The following is a 17,029-nucleotide window of genomic DNA, read 5'->3' as shown; positions in this document are numbered from 1 at the left end:
TTTGTAAGCGCTTTCTACCATCTACTTCATTTTCAGTTTTTTCTACTGGCCGATTCGCTTTCATGACGTGTGATTGCCAGTTCAATAAACGTTTCCACAAGTTCCGGATAGTCGATTCCGACGGCCCGAGCACCATCCGGGAACAGACTCGTAGATGTCATTCCCGGCAACGTATTCGTTTCTAAAATAACCGGTGCCCCTTCATCGGGAACGAGGAAATCGGTCCGGGAATAGCCGGCGCATCCTAATACTTGATGGGCCAAAACAGCCCATTCCTGTAATGTTTGCGTCGTCTTCTCATCGAACTGTGCCGGACAGATGTGCTCCGATCCGCCGATGGCATATTTCGACTCATAGTCATAGAATTCATTTTTCGGGATAATCTCGATGACCGGCAATGCTTTTTCTTGTCCTTTTGCCCCGAGAACCGGTACCGTCACTTCACGTCCTTTGATGAATTGTTCAATCAAGACGGCATCATCCGCCTGGAAAGCCAGTTCAATACCTTGACGTAACATCTGCTCATCCATCGCAATCGTCAACCCATTCGAAGAACCTTCTTGGGCCGGTTTGACGACACAAGGAAACTGGGCGTCCCACTGTTTAATTTTTTGTTCGATGTCATCTCCACGCTCGACCAAGACATCACGTGCAATCCGGATTCCCGCCTTTTCAAAATGTACCTTAGAGCGCGCTTTATCCATCGCTAACGCGGATGCCAACACTCCTGAACCGGTATATGGAATACCCGCCATCTCGAGCAGCGCCTGGACACGGCCATCCTCACCATATTTGCCGTGAAGGGCAATGACAGCGGCCTCTACTTGTAGATTTAAAATTTCTTCTGCACGCTCTGGATGAAAGTCGACGGCAACGACTTCATGCCCTTTACTTTCCAGCGCATTAATTACCGATTTCCCACTATTTAATGAAACTTCCCGTTCACCGGAAATTCCGCCAAACAATACTGCCACTTTCATCTTGTTCACTCCTTCATCTTACGTTCAATGCTTATCATACCATCACTTTTTGTATGAAAAAACACAAATTGGTCGCAACCACCGTCCGGACATATAAAAAGTCACTTCCCGATTGCGTTCGGTGAAGTGACTTTTTAGTTACATCTTGAAAATTCCCGTTAACGACAGTCATCGGAATCAAGGTGTAAAGCTTGCGATCATTGTTGGAACGGCTTGTTCCAACAGGATGGTTTTTCCGTATTCGGACATCACGAGCGGACTTTTCGGACTGGGTACACCGTATTCCGACAAAATCGTCGTTACAGTCTGCTCGACATGTTGCTTCATTTGTTCTTGGAAGTATAAATAATAGCGGTCTTCGAAGAAATACAGTGTGCCACCCGTTTCCGTTTGATCGATGTGACGTGCCAAACCATGACTCGCCTGAATGACATCTTCCAATTGGTCGAGTTGATAGAGGACATGATGGACGATATCGACTGTCATCCGAATCTCAACTTGATCAAATTCCTCAAACGTTTCTTCCGGCAGGGCACCTTCACGCCGAACGTCGACCAACATACCGTCGTTCGGGAAAAATGTTACAAAAAAGTCGAGTGTCCCGACTGCATGAAATCCATAATTCGATTCAGCTTCTTCCAGTAAATTACGTAATAAAGCCTGGCCTTTGCCGACAGCCAATGTCTCCGGTCGAACGTCATGGACCGACAGTTCTTGTTTTGATACGAAGACCCGTAAATGACCTTGCTTAAATTGCTCAAACCTCATGTTAGACTCCTCCAGTTACTCGGCAGAGTACAAATGCTCTCCGTTCGATATGACTCACACTATACACCAGTTGTCGGAGTGAGTCGACTTAACCAACTTTTCCAAGCGTTGTCATCGGATCCAAGTAACATATCTCCGTACTTTTCCGGATGTTGCTCAACGGCATAGCCGCCTAAACCAATTTCCGTTTGTGGTGCCTGCTTTTGAATCTGGTCAATTGCTTCATCTAAGTCCTTCAAATGATCCGAGATTGTACATGATAGCACGACTGCTCGAGGCGTCAGCTGTTTCGTCACTGTTACAAGATCCGGTACAGGAATACCCGCTCCAAGGAAGATGACATCGAATCCGCTCTGACGGAGGTACAGCGTAAAAAACAGCAATCCGAGTTCATGTTCTTCTTCCGGCGCGCAGACACACAAGATGCGTGGTAAAAATGGATTGATCGGCATTTGAAGAGACAATGTCGAGAGACGTGCCCGTAAAAAAGCGGTCGCGAAATGTTCATGGGCAATCGTAATCGTTCCCTTTTCCCATCGCATCCCGATTTCATGTAACAACGGACCGACGATGTCTTGGATGACCTTATCAAAGCTGAACATCGAAAATGCTTTGTTCATAATGTCATGGGCATGTCGTTCTTCGAAATTCGTCAGTGCTTCGAACAATTGATTCCGCAGCTCGATTCCATAATCAATCGGAACCTCCGTTCGATTCACGGGCATTTCATATAATTGAATGGCTTTTGAAACCGACAGCCCTTCTTTTTGTTTATCAACGATCCAACGCAGCTTGGCAACATCGTTATCACTGTAAATACGATGGCCTGATTCGCTCCGATCCGGATCCAATACTTGATACCGCCGTTCCCAAGCACGAATGGTCGTCGGATTGAGTCCCACCAATGCAGCAACTGCTTTGATATTATATTTCCCACGATCCATGCACCGTGCCTCCTTTCTTCTTCCCTTTAGTATACCCGTAAAGGAAAAAAATCTCCGTTCATAATGTGCGCTTACATCATGAAACCGATGGAGACAAAGGCAATGATAATTGTAATCATCAAAACTGTGAGTGTAATCGCGAGTGGATTTTTAGCAAATGGTTGTTTTAATCGTTCATTGCGAACGTGTTCGATTCTTGAGGATCGAGGAGGTAATGACGTGCGTTGTTGTTCATCTTGCCGATTTTTTCGTTGATCCTGTTTACTCAATTTCATCACCTTTTCTAAAAAATAAGGACTACTATTAGTTTACACTGAAGGACGGGATGAAAAAAAGACTTCTTCTAGCCGGTTCTTCCAGTCCAGTTGGGCAAAACCGGTCCGGACGACAGGTTCATCCATCGTACTCGTGCCGCAATTGTCACAACACCGGTCTTGTACAACGGGACGTTCGTCAAAATGTTCCAATATGAATGCTCGGCGGCAAAACGTATTTTGAATATAATTTATCATTTGCATGAGTTCACGTAAACGTATTTTTTTCCGTTCCTCCTGCCACTCGATGATTTGGGATTTTGTTTTCCCTTCCGTAAGCTGACCTTTTAGCAGACGATAAGCCGGATCGTCCGGATCGAGATGCAGGCGTTGCTCAATCGCCTCAAACGACTCCCCTCGTCCGCGGTATTGCGTCACTTGATCAATCCAAAGCAGAGACGCATATTGTTTATCCACTAAAAATTGTTGAAGTTGCTGATCTCCCGGTGCATAAAGCAATACTGCGGTCGACGGTTGCCCGTCCCGTCCCGCTCGACCGATTTCCTGCATATAGGCTTCAATCGTCGCCGGCATCGTGTAATGAATAACCGTCCGGACGTTCCCTTTGTCGACCCCCATACCAAAAGCACTGGTACAGACGAGACAGTCGATTTCGTCGTGCAGAAACTGTTGTTGGATCAGTTGGCGATCTTCCGGTTCAAGACCGGCATGATAATAAGCGGCCTGAGGAACAATCGATGCAATCCGTTCTGCTTCTTTGCGTGTCGTCGTATAAATGACACATGGACGATTGACGGTTTCCAATCGTCGGCTCAAGACCTCATCTTTTTTACTCGGCTCGGTTTGCTCGACGATGAGTTGAATTTCCGGCCGGTTGACGGAATGGCGAATCCGCTTCGCTTGCGTCAGCGCCAGTCCCCGAATGATGTCTTGTTCGACTTGTGCCGTTGCCGTTGCCGTCAAGGCTAAGCAAGTTGGATTGCTGAGTCGTTGGCGAATCTCACCCAGTTTAGCGTAGTCCGTCCGGAACTCATGTCCCCACTGCGAGATACAATGAGCTTCATCAACGACAAACAGATTAATTTTAATTTCCGCTAATCGCTGTTGAATTTGCGGGGCGGCCAATTGTTCGGGTGACAGATACAAATAACGCAATTGATTCAGATGACGTAAAATTTCTTCCTTTTGATCGCGGGATTCAAGAGACGTCAACTTAGCGACGGCTCGTTCCCCGCGGCGTTTAATCTGCATGATTTGGTCTTCGATCAGCGATAATAACGGGGATACAATCACCGTCAATCCGGCCGGTTGCAGATAAGACGGCAGTTGGTAACAAATTGATTTCCCGCCTCCTGTCGGCAGAATGGCGACTGTATCGTGACCGGCGAGGACCGACTCGACGATTTGCCGCTGTCCGTCTCGAAACGCACCATACCGAAAGACTCGTTTTAATACTTCCTCCATCATGAATGAACCACCTTTCTTGCTAAAACGATACGAATTTGAAAATAGTCCATTTCCTGTGTCAACTCTTGCTTGATCCGTTTCAGCGAAAACGTTTGGAGCCGGTCGGTGATTTGAATGACCTCTTCATACTGTGCAGCAGCAACAAACTGCTCGATCGGGAAAACGGGAGCATACATCGCAATTTCCACCAGATGATCCTCCATTGTACTTTTTTTCAAACGCCGTCGTTCAGCAATTTGCGGAACCGTGTAGCCCTGTTTCAGCAGATCCCAGGTTTTTTGCGCAGACTGTGTCATTTTGAAATGATTGATGTCGTTTCCTAAAGATAAAATCAGACTGTCTTCAGGCAAGACACGTAAACATCTTCGCCATGCAATCACGAATTCCAACTGGAGTGAAAGTAAATCCGTTCCCAGCCGTTCACTCAATTGAGGAAACGATAATCCTGTCTTTAATCCCGACAACCGGTAAGTGATCAGAATCGCTTCTCGTTCTGTCAATTGATGTAACGCCTGATTCAGTTCCTGATAGACGGCCGCTTTCCAGACGGACCGTTCAGCTACCTGACGGATTTGTTGTTTGACCCATTCCTTTACGCCGCTGTCTTGTTGCACCGGAATAAAAAAGGTTTTTTCATCCAGACAAACGATTGATTGGATCATCAGACTGACTCGTTTCCACAACTGCATCGGATAGCCGCGCAGTTCTCCACCTAAGTCATCCAGTAGAAAAGGAGAACCAAGTTGTGCTTTTCCGGCATCTGTCATCAGCAGATTCTGTTCCCGCTTAATCCATCCGGCATGCTCCAGTTCGTGTAAGACTTGCTCAAACCGGTCTTTTTTTAATGGAAGCATTCCAAAAACTGCTTCCAGTCCATAAAAGTGTGCATCTTGTAAGGAAGTAGCGGACCGCTTTCCTTGCAGCAGATGGAACAAGCTTCGATCCGTCCGTTCATTTTGTAATCGACTAATGGCTTCCAGTACTACCTGTCTCACAATCGTTTTTTCCATGTCAGCCCTCCCCTCCGTTACATCACCCGTTTTAACTTTAGTTTATCATCAGGATACATCTGGTTCCTGTTTCGTACACTTGTTCTTATTTTACATTTCCAATCAGATTTATGCCATGTTGAATCGATTAAAGAAACAGAAAAGGTGATTTCGCTTCGACAATCGGTTTATTCACATACTTCTGCCTCTTCCTCATTGAAATGCGCGCATGAGTCCGATACAATGACTTATAGATGAGAACAGTACTTAGTGTCCAATGTTTTCGAATCGAGAGGAGAATGACCGATGGCTAAATTTACAATTGTTGACAAAGACACATGTATCGCATGTGGTGCTTGTGGCGCAGCTGCCCCAGATATTTATGATTACGATGATGAGGGCTTGGCTTACGTCATTTTAGATGATAACAAGGGAACAGCTGAAATTCCAGAAGCATTATTCGATGATATGATCGATGCATTCGAAGGATGCCCGACGGATTCAATCAAAGTCGCAGATGAATCATTCGAAGGCGACGCACTTAAATACGAATAATATTCGCTTTACCGGTCTGCTCTTACACGAGCAGATCTTTTTTTGTCGTAAAAAAATCACTTTCCCGCGACAAGCGCAGAAAAGTGATTCTCAGAAAACGTCAGCGTTTTCCTTTAATATACGGTACACCAACAGCTTTCGGTGCATCCGCCCGTCCAACGACACCGGCAAGGGCAAGAATCGTCAACAAATATGGTGCAATCAACAAGTAAACTTGTGGAATTTGATCAAGAAGCGGTAACTGTTGCCCGATGATCGAAATCGCTTGAGCGAATCCGAAGAACAGGGCCGCTCCCATCGCTCCGAGTGGATTCCATTTCCCAAAAATCATCGCTGCAATAGCGAGGAAACCTTGTCCAAGAATCGTCGTCACGCTGAAGTTCAGTGAAATCGACGTCGCGTAAACAGCGCCGGCAAGACCACCGAAACCACCTGAAATCATGACACCGATGAAACGCATTTTTGTAACGTTGATTCCCATCGTGTCCGCTGCCATCGGGTGTTCCCCGACTGAACGAAGACGAAGACCAAACGGTGTTTTAAAGATGACGTACCATGCAACGAATGCTAAAGCAATCGCAATGTACGATGTGTAATAGACGTTGGCAAAAAACATCTTCAGTACCGGAATATCCGATAAAAATGGAACGTTTTCTTTCGAAATCCGGTTCGGAATCGAATCGGTCTGCCCTTTTCCGTAGAATGCCCGGACAAGGAAAATCGCGAGACCGACTGCTAACATATTAATCGCTACTCCAAGAACCGTTTGATCGGCCCGGAACAAAATGGCCGGAATCGCGAGGAACAAGGAGAACACTGCTCCAACGATGATTGCAATCAGCATGGCAATCCAAGGACTGGCAGCACCTAAGCCCATTTTCGATAACGTCAAGGCTGAGACGATACCCGAGAACGCCCCCATGACCATTAGTCCTTCAAGTGCGATATTGACGACACCGGAGCGCTCACTGAAAATTCCGCCGAGTGCCGCAATGATCAACGGAGCCGAATAGGCAAGTGCGATCGGTACGATAATATACAGTACTTCTAAAAAGCCCATTATTTATCGGCTCCTTTCACTTTTTTATCTTCGGATTTCTTGACCGTGAATTTCTCGATCAAGAGACGGATCGCATATCCAGAAGCGACGAAGATAATGATAAACGCGATGATGATTTTAATTAACTCCGGCGGGATTCCGATTTGTTGCATCGAAAGACCACCGATATTCAGACCGGCAAACAGCAAGGCGGCGAGTACGACACCAATCGGATTGTTGGCACCAAGTAAGGCAACGGCAATCCCGTCAAATCCGACACCCGTGAATGAAGCGTTTAACGTCATATTCTGGAATGTCCCCAAACCTTCCATTGCTCCTGCGAGTCCGGCAAATACACCTGAGATGACGAACGAAAGAACAATGTTCTTATTGACGCCCATACCGGCATATTCTGCGGCACTCTTGTTGAATCCAACGGCCCGTAATTCGTAACCAAGCGTCGTTTTCCAAAGGATGAACCAGAAGACGAGTGCTGCGATCACGGCAATGAAAATCCCATTATGCAGACGTGAGAAATCTGTCAACTCTTGCAGGAAAGGTGACGCAAGCGAAGCGGATTCTTTTACTGATTCCGTCCGTTCGTTTTCAATCCCGATGACATTCCGAAGAATATCGTTTGTCACGTACAGTGCGATATAGTTCATCATGATGGATGTGATAACTTCGTGGACATGGAATTTCGCTTTTAGGATACCCGGAATCGATGCCCACAGTGCTCCTGCGAGTCCTGCTCCGATTAAAGCAAGCGGCAGGTGAATCGCTGTCGGAAGATCAAACTCAATCCCGATCCAGACTGCAACCATCCAGCCGACCAATACTTGTCCCTCGACTCCGATGTTAAACAATCCAGTCCGGAAAGCGAAGGCAACAGCAAGACCTGCAAAAATCAACGGGGCAGCAGCTCGTAATGTTTCACCGATGCTGTACGGTTCCCCGAATATGCCGTAAAACAATTGATCAAATCCGTCAACCGGATTGTAACCGCCGGCGAGCATAACAATCGCACCGACAACCATTCCCAAGATGATGGAAAGAATCGGAATCAATATTCCGTAAAAACGTTCTAGTTTCATGAACGACCGACCTCCTCTTTCTTACCGCCGGCCATCAAGAAGCCAAGTTCGATTTCGTTTGTTTCTTTTGGATCAAGGAAGGCGACTGTCCGTCCTTCGTAAAGAACCGCAATCCGGTCCGATACTTGCAGGATTTCTTCTAGTTCAAATGAAATCAGAAGAACGGCGCGGCCTTTTTCACGTTCGAGTACCAATTGTTCGTGAATGAATTCAATGGCACCGACGTCCAATCCACGGGTCGGCTGTGCTGCAATCAATAAGTCAGGTGAACGGTCCACTTCCCGGGCGATGATCGCCTTTTGCTGGTTTCCGCCTGACAGAGCGCGAGCAAATGTTTCCGGACTTGGAGTTCGGACGTCGAACTTCTCGATTAAGGTTTTTGCTTTATCCATGACCTGACCGTAGTTCATGATGCCTGCTTTTGAATACGGTTTTTGATAATACGTTTGCAATACCATATTGTGACCGATTGAGTAATCGAGGACCAGTCCATGCTTATGACGGTCTTGCGGGATGTGTCCGACTCCGGCTTCCGTCACTTTTCGTGGTTTTAAGTTTTTAATGGATTTGTTATTGAGGAAAATCTCTCCGCTGTCCGCTTTACGCAAACCGGTAATGGCTTCGATCAATTCCGTTTGTCCGTTTCCGTCGATTCCAGCGATCCCGACAATTTCACCGGCTCGGATATCGAGGTTTAATCCGTCTACTGCCTTGATGCCGCGACTGTCTTTGACAACCAAGTCTTTGATGTCGAGCACCAGTTCTTGTGGAGTTGCCTTGGAATACTCCGCATTAAAGTTTACTTCCCGCCCTACCATCATCTCGGCTAATCTTGATTGGGTCATTGTTTCATCGATATCAACTGTTCCGATGTATTTACCACGACGAATCGTTGTACAACGATCGGCGACTTCCATGATTTCCTTCAATTTGTGGGTAATCAAGATAATCGATTTCCCTTCAGCAATCAAGCGATTCATGATCTGAATCAATTCTTTGATTTCTTGTGGGGTTAAAACAGCAGATGGTTCATCGAAGATTAGAATATCAGCACCGCGGTATAGTGTTTTTAAAATTTCAACACGCTGTTGCATCCCGACCGAAATATCTTCGATTTTTGCATCTGGATCAACGGCAAGACCATACTGTTCCGAAATTTGACGGACTTTTTCCCGCGCTGCTGCTCGGTCGATTTTCAAACCGGCTTTCGGCTCAGCACCTAAGATGATGTTTTCTGTTACCGTGAAATTTTGAACGAGCATGAAATGTTGGTGTACCATTCCGATTCCCAGATCATTCGCAACGTTCGGACTCGTAATATTCACTTTTTCACCACGTACACGAATCTCTCCAGCCTCAGGCTGATACAAACCAAATAAGACGTTCATCAGCGTCGATTTTCCGGCACCGTTTTCACCAAGTAAAGCGTGAATCTCACCTTTCCGAAGCTGGAGCGTGATGTTATCATTTGCGACGAAACTGCCAAACTCTTTTCGTATGTTTAGCATCTCAATGACGTATTCCAAGAAAATCCACTCCCATGTTTAGTTTAAAAGGGGAGGCCGCAGTACTAGCGACCCCCGCTTCCATTTTATTTCAGTGACGCTTCGTATTCTTTGTACTCGTCGTCAGTAGACGGAACTTTGATGTCACCAGCGATGATTTGTTTTTTGTAGTCTTCCACTTTCGTCAAGACGTCTTTCGCAATATTGTCTTGTGATGGCGCGATATCAACTCCGCCGTCTTTAAGACCGAACTCAACAACTTTACCAGCCGGGAAGTTACCGTCTTTTGTATCTTTTGCTACTTGTTCAACTGCTGTATCAACACGTTTGACCATCGAAGTCAATGTAACGTTTTCCGGCATACCTTCTTCTACTTGGTCACGGTCAACACCGATTACCCAAACATCTTCGCCGTTTTTCTTACGGTTTTTCGCTTCCGTGAAGACACCTTGTCCTGTTCCACCGGCAGCGTGATAGATGACGTCAACTTTTTTACCGTACATACCTGAAGCAATTGCTTGTCCTTTTTCAGCAGCGTTGAAATCTTCTGCGTATTGAACTTGGATATCCGCTTTTGGATTGACGGCTTTAACGCCGGCTTTAAATCCACTTTCGAACTTTTTGATCAAGTCTGAGTTAACACCACCGACGAAACCAACTTTGTCTGATTTCGTTGTCAAACCGGCAACAACACCAACGAGGAATGATCCTTCGTTTTCTTTGAAGACGATTGACGCAACGTTTGGTTTGTCAACGACCATATCAACAAGTGCAAAGTTGTTGTCTTTGAATTGATCAGCAACTTTACCGATATCTTCTGCCATCAAGAATCCGATACCTAGAATCAAGTCATATTTCGCACGCGCCAATTGCTGAAGGTTCGGTTGGTAATCCGATTGTTTTGCCGACTGAAGATACTTGTAGCCAGTACCTTCTTTTAAGTCGTTGTCTTTACCGAATTTTTGAATTCCTTCCCACGCTGATTGGTTGAACGATTTATCGTCAACACCGCCTGTATCTGTAACCATACCTACTTTGAAGCCTTCTTTTTTGTCTCCGCCGCTTGAATCTTTCGAATCATCGTTACCACCACATGCTGCGAGTACCGAACTCATTGCTAAACCTGTTGCTGCTAATGCGAGAAGTGACTTCTTTTTCATCTGAAATAATCCCCTTTCGAATATGGTCATACAAAGTTCCTGACTACGTCAAGCACCTGAGGCTGGTGATGAGGAGCGTTACGTAGGTAGGCGGAAAGCGCTTTCAGTAAAACCCCTAAAACGAGTGGTTAAACACGCTTACGGATGACATGGAAATCAAACTTGTCCGCACGGAAATAGTTCGCTGAATAAAGAACGGATCGGTCAAGCTCATCATAATGCGTCTGGCGCAGTACGAGTAACGGTTGGTCCGTATGTAATTGTTCAGCGATCTTTGGATCAATCCGCGGCTCGATATGCGTAACCGCATGAGTGACACGGCGTCCTAATTCTTTTTCTAGTGCGTCAAACAGTGACGTCGAGGACGTAAACTGTTCTTCGTTTTTAATATAATGGCTCGGAATCTTATCGACACAATAGACGACAGGAACATCTCCCGCAAGTCGGATTCGTTCGATTCGATAAACCAGTTCATCCGGTCCTAACTGAAAACGTTCTCGATCACGTTCAGTTGGTTGCACCATTTCTGATGACAATACTTCTGAGGTCGGAATCATACCTGCACGTGCAATCATCTCTGTAACACTGTAAAGCTCCTCAATCCCTGAAGTAAACGGTGGTCTTGCATTGATAAACGTACCGACACCGTGTTTACGGATGACGATGTTCTCATCTTCAAGAATTCGTAAAGCCTCTCGAAGAGTCGCTCGACTAACGCCAAGTTGCTTTGAAAGTTCAAACTCTGAAGGTAGCTTTTCGCCTTCCTTGTAAACGCCGTCATCGATGTCAGACTTGATTTTTTCAATCACACGTAAATAAAGCAAACGATGATCTAATTTAATCGACATGACGCATCTCCATCCTCTATCTAGTTGTAACCAGTGCTCAGACTTCTGACGTATGAGAACTCCAGCCAAGATAAGTATATGATGCCGGACTCAATCCTGCAATCATTTTGTAACAGGTTAGAAGTCTGACTTCTGGCGCTTTTGTAACCCTTTTCATAACGTAAATAAGTTTGGAAGAAAATAGGGCATTCTACCTAAGAACACCCTCTTTTCTCTTACCGCTTATTGTTCAGGGACAACTGTTTCCCCTTTAATGACAGCTTTTTTCGCTTGTTCAACTTTTTTCAACGTCTCTTTTGACAACTTGTCTGACTCCATTAAATCGACACCTTGTTCTTTTAAACCGTAACGGATTGTTTTTCCACCCGTTAATTTTCCGTCTTTGGCTGCATTCGCTGTATCTTCCACTGCACGGTCCACGCGTTTGATAACCGATGTCAACGTTACGTCTTCCGGCATACCTTCTTCTTTTTGGTCCCGGTCGACTCCGATGACTGAAACGTCTTCCCCGTTTTTCTTACGGTTTTTCGCTTCCGTGAAGACACCGTTCCCTGTTCCGCCGGCTGCCGGGAAGATAATGTCTGCGCCTTTTCCATACATTCCGGCTGCGATCGCCTGTCCTTTTTCCGGAGCTGCAAAGTCTTCTGCGTATTGTACATCGACTTTGATTTTCGGATTCACAGATTTTGCACCTGCCTCAAATCCGGCACGGAACCGTTCAATGACATCCATCTTCATGCCGCCGACAAAACCGATATGATCCGTTTTCGTCTGCATTGCGGCGACGATTCCCGCAAGATACGCGCCTTCATTCTCTTTGAATGTAATCGATGTGACGTTTTTACCCGGAACGACATTATCCACGATGGCAAACTGTGTGTCTTTGAATTGTTTTGATACCGTTTCGATGTCTTCGTTAAAGGTATTCCCGATTCCGAACACTAAGTCTTCCCCGCTTCGTGCAAGTCGAGACAAGTTCGGTTGGTAGTCTTGTTGGGATTTCGATTGAAGATAAGAGTAGCCTTCATTTTTCTTGAGCTGATTTTCTTTTCCATATGCCTGAAGACCTTCCCATGCTGATTGGTTAAACGACTTGTCGTCGATTCCGCCTTTATCGGCAACCATTGCTACAGAAAATTCATCCTTTTTACTCGAATCTTTGTCTGCTGAACCTCCACATGCTGCTAATCCGACTGTCGCAACAGTCATCATTGATACGAATGCATACTGTTTTTTCATCATCGCCAACTCCTCTTCCTATTATGTGAGCGCTTTCATTATCTATTTGTGAAAAAGTCGCTCACGTACCTTTTATCGGGTACGCCAACTCATATGACTGAGTATGACAAATATTTCGCGCAAAATCAACAGACGTCTGACAACTATTTTCATGAAAACGGTTTAAGTTTTCTTTTTTTGGTTTTCACCGTCAAAAAGAGGATAAAGCACCCGGCTTTATCCTCTTTCCGATTATTAGTGACCCATGACGCGACGTGGTTTTGAGCCTTCCGACGGACCGATTAAACCATTCTCTTCTAGTGCATCAATCAGACGGGCGGCCCGGTTGTAACCAATCCGGTATTTCCGTTGGATCATCGAAGTTGACGCTGTTTCTTGCGTCAAAATGAACTGGACGACTTCATCATATAGCGGATCGTCGACTTCCGTCTCCCCTTCCGGAAGATCCTTTGGAATCATCGCTTCAACATATTGGGCTTTTTGCTGGGAGATGACATGGTTGACGATTGTTTCGACTTCTTCATCCGACAAGAACGCCCCTTGGACACGGACCGGTTTATTCATGCCGTTTCCAAGCAACAGCATATCTCCTCGTCCAAGTAGTTTGTCTGCCCCGCTCGTATCAAGAATCGTCCGGGAATCCGTCCCGCTCGAGACACTGAAGGCAATCCTCGATGGGATGTTTGCCTTGATGACACCGGTAATGATGTCAACGCTCGGTCGTTGCGTCGCGATGACCATATGAATTCCGGCTGCCCGTGCCATCTGGGCAAGACGCATGATGGCATCTTCGACTTCGTTTGAGGCAACCATCATCAAATCGGCTAACTCATCGACGATGACGACGATGTACGGCAGACGTTGATGGACTTTTTCTTCCGCGTTCATCTTATCAATCAAGGCATTGTATCCTTCGATATTCCGCGCCCCGTTCTGACTGAAGATTTCATAACGCCGTTCCATCTCCGATACGACCTGTTTTAACGCTTGAGCCGCTTTCTTCGGATCGGTCACGACCGGTGCCAGCAGATGGGGAATACCGTTGTAGACATTCAATTCAACCATCTTCGGATCGATCATCATCAACCGGACTTCATCCGGGCGGGCCCGCATCAAAATTGAGACAATCATCCCGTTGATGCAGACGGATTTTCCCGATCCGGTTGAGCCGGCGACTAAGACGTGCGGCATCTTATTCAGTTTCGCCGTGACCGTCTCACCGGAAATACTTCGACCAAGTGCCACGAGCAAGCGGTCCGGATCGGCCTGGACACTCTCTGCACCTAAGACCTCCCGTAGGGAAACCATAGCGACCTCCCGGTTCGGAACTTCGATTCCGACGGCAGCCTTACCGGGAATCGGTGCTTCGATCCGGATATCTTTTGCGGCGAGCGCAAGCGCCAAATCATCGGCTAGTCCGGTAATTCGACTCAGTTTGATGCCTTGATCCGGTTCAATCTCATATTTCGTCACACTGGGACCGAGATGAATTTTCAAGACTTTTGCTCCGATTCCGAAAGATTTTAACGTCGCAATCAATTTTGTCGCATTGTCTTTTAATCGTTTATTTTCTCCTGATAAATCTTTTGTGACAGGTTCTGCCAGTAAATCAAGCGACGGCAACTGATAGCCGTCCGGCGTCTCCGTCATCGTCAATGGTCCTTGTGTCTCTTTTGCCTGTGGTTCGACATGATCTGCAAAGCCGATAATCGGGACGTCCTGAAGATTGACAGGAGCTTCTTCCGCCACAATTTCTTCAATGGCCTGTCTTTTCAGTGTCTTCTTATCATTGACCGGTTGCACCACCGCTTCTGACCGGTCTGGTTTCTTTTTCTCAGGACGTTCTTTGACGACAGTCTGCCGTTCACGTTGCTGGAATTCTTGAATCCGTTCTCTGATTCCTAAAGCCAGTTCACTGAAAAACGTCGGTTGCAGCAAATGAATCCCTGCCACAATCAGAAATAAACCGATCATGAATGCGCCAAAACTCGAAATATAATAGGACGAACCTTGATACAACCACGCATTCATGGCTCCGCGCGGTTGACCAAGCAGCAAGTCAATCCAGATTAATCCGCCGAGAATCAAAAACGACCAGGCCCATTTGTTTAACCGTGGTTGATTCGACAAAATCAGCAACAGCAGTCCGCCAATCAATCCGTACAGGAGTGAACCAAACTGTCCGACCTGATCTTTCGCAAACTCGGCCAGTACTTCTCCGACACGTCCAAACTGTCCAAGTGCCAATACATACGAAAGCAGCGATAAGACCGCAATGATGGCTGCATATGTACGGTATTGAATCGGCTGACGTTGCTTTTTCGCTGGTGGCCGTTTTTTAGCCGGTGTACGTTTTCGCGGCGGGGTTTTCCGGACCGGTCCTTTTTTTGTCGTTGCCATCTTTTTCTGACCTCCTGATAAAAAAACGACTCAGCTGACCATCCATCGGCCTCCCTGAGTCGCTCCTTTTTGTTAGATTTCCATGATGATCGGTAAAATCATCGGACGACGTTTCGTTTGTTCATAAAGATACGAACTTAACTTGTCACGAATCAATGACTTCATTTCCGTCCAGTCAAGCTCACCTGTTAATTTACCTTGCAGTTGCTTGGCAACAATCCGGTTCGCTTCGTTGATCATATCTTCTGATTCACGCATGTAGACGAATCCACGTGAAATGATTTCTGGTCCGGAGACGATCGTTTTGTTTTTACGGCTGATCGTGATGACACAAAGGACGACACCGTCTTGCGACAGAAGACGACGATCGCGTAACACGATGTTTCCGACATCACCGACACCGATTCCGTCAATCAAGACGTTTCCGGCATTCACTTTACGTGACATCCGGGCTTTACGTTTCTCGAACTCGACGACATCCCCATTTTCAATGATGAAGATGTTATTTGCATTGACACCAACTGTTTGTGCTAAACGGCTGTGTGCCTTCTGCATCCGGAATTCCCCGTGGATCGGGACGAAGAATTTTGGTTTGATCAAGTTCAGCATCAACTTCAAATCTTCGGCATGTCCGTGACCGGATACATGCACTTTCCGCTGGTTATAGATGACGTTTGCACCGGCGCGGAACAACAAATCAATCGTTTTCGAAACGGATTTTTCGTTTCCGGGAATCGGAGACGCCGCGACGACGACTGTATCATTTAAACGGATGTTGACCTGCTTGTGTGCATTCCGTGCCATGCGTGTGAGTGCTGCCATCGGTTCGCCTTGCGAGCCCGTTGTTAAAATCACGACTTGATTGTCATCGAGTCGATTGATATCCGACAGTTCGACCAACGTCTTTTGTTTGAAACGCAAGTAGTTCAGGCGTTGTGCCACTTCGACGATATTGACCATACTGCGACCGACAACGGCCACTTTACGGTTGTTCGCTTCTGCCGCTGCAAAGACTTGTTGCAGACGATGGACGTTTGATGCGAATGACGCAACGATCACGCGACCCGGTGCCTCGTAGATGACGTCGTTGAGTTCCGACCCGACCGTTGATTCCGATCCGGACATTCCGGGACGTTCAGCGTTAGTTGAGTCTGATAAGAGACAAAGGACTCCCCGCTGACCAATTGCGGCAATTTTTCCGAAATCAGCTTGTTTTCCATCAACCGGTGTGTAATCAAATTTAAAATCTCCCGTGTGTACGATTGCCCCTTGCGATGTTTGGATACATACCCCGACTGCATCCGGAATCGAGTGATTGACACGGAAAAATGTAATGAAATGACCTGCTACGGTTAATTTCGTCTTGGCATCAATTGGACGAAGATCTGCCTTTTTCAATAAACCGGCTTCTTTTAATTTAATTTCAATTAAACCCAGTGTTAAGCGTGTTCCATACACCGGCACTTTTAAGTCCCGTAAGACATAACTGAGGGCACCAATATGGTCCTCGTGTCCATGCGTGATGAAAATCCCTTGGATCCGCTCTTTGTTTTCTTTTAAATAACTAATGTCTGGAATGACTTTATCAATTCCAAGCATCTCATCTCCTGGGAACATTAATCCGGCATCGATTACGAAGATGTCCTCGTCGAGTTCGACGACGTACATGTTCTTACCGATTTCACCGGCGCCACCAAGAGCAAAGACGCTTACCTTTTCCGTCTTTTTCTTTGACACGATATGACCTCCTATTTGTATTCACTTTT

General features: G+C 46.3%; 15 protein-coding genes. 1 reads left to right on the top strand and 14 read right to left on the bottom strand.

Annotation, left to right across the window (positions count from 1 at the left end):
• Positions 1 to 32: 32 nt before the first annotated feature.
• The 6 genes from KNP91_RS05000 to KNP91_RS04975 form a co-directional block, all read right to left on the bottom strand.
• A complete protein-coding gene (locus KNP91_RS05000; RefSeq protein WP_012370684.1) occupies positions 33 to 980 on the bottom strand; it encodes a D-alanine--D-alanine ligase in 948 nt (315 codons plus the stop codon).
• A 177-nt stretch (positions 981 to 1,157) separates the two neighbouring features.
• On the bottom strand, positions 1,158 to 1,748 hold the full coding sequence (locus KNP91_RS04995) for an adaptor protein MecA (protein WP_012370685.1): 591 nt from the start codon (positions 1,746 to 1,748) through the stop codon (positions 1,158 to 1,160).
• A gap of 59 nt (positions 1,749 to 1,807) precedes the next feature.
• Positions 1,808 to 2,692, bottom strand: a complete 885-nt coding sequence (locus tag KNP91_RS04990) for a MerR family transcriptional regulator (RefSeq protein ID WP_214848907.1) — start codon at positions 2,690 to 2,692, stop codon at positions 1,808 to 1,810.
• A 71-nt stretch (positions 2,693 to 2,763) separates the two neighbouring features.
• Complete coding sequence (locus KNP91_RS04985; RefSeq protein ID WP_041261653.1) at positions 2,764 to 2,961, bottom strand: hypothetical protein; 198 nt, start codon at positions 2,959 to 2,961, stop codon at positions 2,764 to 2,766.
• 39 nt (positions 2,962 to 3,000) lie between these two features.
• The gene (locus KNP91_RS04980) at positions 3,001 to 4,434 is read right to left on the bottom strand and encodes a RecQ family ATP-dependent DNA helicase (protein ID WP_214848906.1); all 1,434 of its coding nucleotides are present in this window, start codon (positions 4,432 to 4,434) and stop codon (positions 3,001 to 3,003) included.
• Positions 4,431 to 5,444 (bottom strand): YpbB family protein, encoded by a 1,014-nt coding sequence (locus tag KNP91_RS04975; RefSeq protein ID WP_012370688.1) that lies wholly within the window; start codon positions 5,442 to 5,444, stop codon positions 4,431 to 4,433. Before KNP91_RS04975 ends, KNP91_RS04980 begins: the two co-directional genes overlap by 4 nt.
• A 285-nt stretch (positions 5,445 to 5,729) precedes the next feature.
• On the opposite strand from KNP91_RS04975, the gene KNP91_RS04970 reads away from it, so the two are divergent.
• Positions 5,730 to 5,978, top strand: coding sequence for a ferredoxin (locus tag KNP91_RS04970; RefSeq protein ID WP_012370689.1), 249 nt, complete (start codon positions 5,730 to 5,732; stop codon positions 5,976 to 5,978).
• A gap of 100 nt (positions 5,979 to 6,078) precedes the next feature.
• On the opposite strand, the gene KNP91_RS04965 is transcribed toward KNP91_RS04970, so the two are convergent.
• The 8 genes from KNP91_RS04965 to KNP91_RS04930 all read right to left on the bottom strand — a co-directional run bounded on the left by KNP91_RS04965 (position 6,079) and on the right by KNP91_RS04930 (position 17,000).
• Positions 6,079 to 7,038: an ABC transporter permease gene (locus KNP91_RS04965; RefSeq protein ID WP_012370690.1), complete on the bottom strand. Its 960-nt coding sequence runs from the start codon at positions 7,036 to 7,038 to the stop codon at positions 6,079 to 6,081.
• A complete protein-coding gene (locus tag KNP91_RS04960; RefSeq protein ID WP_012370691.1) occupies positions 7,038 to 8,111 on the bottom strand; it encodes an ABC transporter permease in 1,074 nt (357 codons plus the stop codon). The genes KNP91_RS04965 and KNP91_RS04960 overlap by 1 nt, the downstream gene beginning before the upstream one ends.
• Positions 8,108 to 9,637 (bottom strand): ABC transporter ATP-binding protein, encoded by a 1,530-nt coding sequence (locus KNP91_RS04955; protein WP_012370692.1) that lies wholly within the window; start codon positions 9,635 to 9,637, stop codon positions 8,108 to 8,110. Before KNP91_RS04955 ends, KNP91_RS04960 begins: the two co-directional genes overlap by 4 nt.
• A 65-nt stretch (positions 9,638 to 9,702) precedes the next feature.
• Entirely contained in the window at positions 9,703 to 10,776 is a 1,074-nt protein-coding gene (locus KNP91_RS04950; RefSeq protein WP_012370693.1) for a BMP family lipoprotein, read from the bottom strand.
• Between the two features lie 128 nt (positions 10,777 to 10,904).
• Positions 10,905 to 11,624, bottom strand: a complete 720-nt coding sequence (locus KNP91_RS04945; protein WP_012370694.1) for a GntR family transcriptional regulator — start codon at positions 11,622 to 11,624, stop codon at positions 10,905 to 10,907.
• A 222-nt stretch (positions 11,625 to 11,846) separates the two neighbouring features.
• On the bottom strand, positions 11,847 to 12,866 hold the full coding sequence (locus tag KNP91_RS04940; protein WP_214848905.1) for a BMP family lipoprotein: 1,020 nt from the start codon (positions 12,864 to 12,866) through the stop codon (positions 11,847 to 11,849).
• Between the two features lie 231 nt (positions 12,867 to 13,097).
• The gene (locus KNP91_RS04935) at positions 13,098 to 15,263 is read right to left on the bottom strand and encodes a DNA translocase FtsK (RefSeq protein WP_214764186.1); all 2,166 of its coding nucleotides are present in this window, start codon (positions 15,261 to 15,263) and stop codon (positions 13,098 to 13,100) included.
• A gap of 72 nt (positions 15,264 to 15,335) precedes the next feature.
• Positions 15,336 to 17,000: a ribonuclease J gene (locus tag KNP91_RS04930; protein WP_026828051.1), complete on the bottom strand. Its 1,665-nt coding sequence runs from the start codon at positions 16,998 to 17,000 to the stop codon at positions 15,336 to 15,338.
• Positions 17,001 to 17,029: the final 29 nt, after the last annotated feature.

This window comes from Exiguobacterium sp. s138, assembly GCF_018618775.1.
Lineage (GTDB): Bacteria > Bacillota > Bacilli > Exiguobacteriales > Exiguobacteriaceae > Exiguobacterium_A > Exiguobacterium_A artemiae.
The sequence above is the reverse complement of the archived record's forward strand: the minus strand, read 5'-3'. Positions and strand labels throughout refer to the sequence as shown.